Origin of the sequence: Marinobacter sp. NFXS9, assembly GCF_040148665.1 — a bacterium.
GTDB classification, from domain to species: Bacteria; Pseudomonadota; Gammaproteobacteria; order Pseudomonadales; family Oleiphilaceae; genus Marinobacter_A; species Marinobacter_A mangrovi.
Window position 1 is genome coordinate 1 of record NZ_JAGDDW010000046.1, and the last position, 1,428, is coordinate 1,428.

The window sequence follows — 1,428 nt, forward strand, 5'->3', positions numbered from 1 at the left end:
ATATAAATGACTATATTGAAGACTTTTATAATCGCCAACGGCTGCACAGTGGCCTGGGTTACCGGACTCCGCTAGAGTTCGAGGAAATCAACTGAAAGGGCGTGTCCGATTTATTGGGGGAATTCCACCGGTTTGCGCTGGCGCTCCAACCGGCGGCTTAGCCCTGGCGTTATACAGACTAGGGAGAGTCAGATTTGGAATTAGCCAACGTAGTCCCATGGGGCCGGTCTTTTGAAGAGTACCAGGCAATGTTTGGATTATCGGAAGGTGATCTGAACAGGCGAATCCTTGGTTGTGGTGACGGCCCCGCAAGCTTTAATGCAGAAGCCACAGAACGTGGGTGCAAAGTTACGTCATGTGATCCGGTGTACCAATTTCAAGCTGAAAAAATACGCCGCCGTATTGAGGACGTGTACCCAGACATCATGGCCAAGATGCAGCAGGGGGCAGACAACTATATCTGGGACTCACTGGGCGGCGTTGAACGGCTTGGCGAGGTTCGGATGAAGGCCATGTCGAGGTTTCTTTCTGACTTTGATATCGGTTGCCAGCAAGAGCGGTATGTATCAGCATCATTGCCTGCGCTGCCATTCAGTGACTCCGAGTTCGATCTAGCACTCTGCTCCCATTACCTTTTTCTCTACAGTGACCACGTAGATGGGGCGGCGCATCTGGCATCAATTCGGGAACTTTGCAGGGTTGCCTCTGAGGTCCGCGTCTTTCCTGTTGTCTCGCTGGATGGAAAGACTTCAAAGCATTTGGATTCTGTCATGACGACACTATCAGCGGACGGAATCGATGTTTCGTTGCAGCCTGTCAGCTATCGTTTTCAAAAAGGTGCTACTGAGATGTTGGTGGCAAAATCTGTATAACCAGTGGCTGTTGGCGGACGCACCTACGCTGCGCTCCGGTACGCCGCAAAGCCAAGCGTTATGTGCGGGCAGGGAGATAGTGTGCCACGCAAGGAAAGATCTATTGAGTCAAGAATAAAAGAGCATCAGAAATACCGGCGGCAATGTGAGGTAAGGATTGCCTCAGGTAAGAAACTGGTTGTGATTGCTGTTTCGATAACCCTGATTTTAGTTTGGCTCAAGCTGAGCTTATGGCCTATTGGTGTTGGGCTAGTTTCTATCAGCGTTGGTAGCACATTACTTGAGCTTTGGGGTTATAGGAAACATGACAAAGCTATATCTCAGCTGTCTCAAAACACATAACCAGTGCATCAAATTCGTTCCGGGCCTGTGGCCCTCCACCGGACGGCTTTTTCTCCGCTTCGCTACGCAAAAGTCGCCGTTTATGCAGGCGTTGAGGCTGTAGAAAAACCCCGAGATCCCCCTCCGGTTTGATAGGATCGTGCAAACGGACAAGGAGTCGTCAGATGCCCAAAGCCAAGCCCCGCTTCCGTCCTTACAATCACGACCAGAACGC

General features: G+C 50.8%; 2 protein-coding genes. Both read left to right on the top strand.

The window, feature by feature from the left end; genetic code table 11:
* A partial coding sequence (locus J3364_RS22550) for an IS3 family transposase (protein WP_349559876.1) occupies window positions 1-95 on the top strand: 95 nt, incomplete at its 5' end.
* A 99-nt stretch (window positions 96-194) separates the two neighbouring features.
* Window positions 195-872, top strand: coding sequence for a class I SAM-dependent methyltransferase (locus tag J3364_RS22555; protein WP_349560409.1), 678 nt, complete (start codon window positions 195-197; stop codon window positions 870-872).
* Window positions 873-1,428 lie beyond the last annotated feature (556 nt).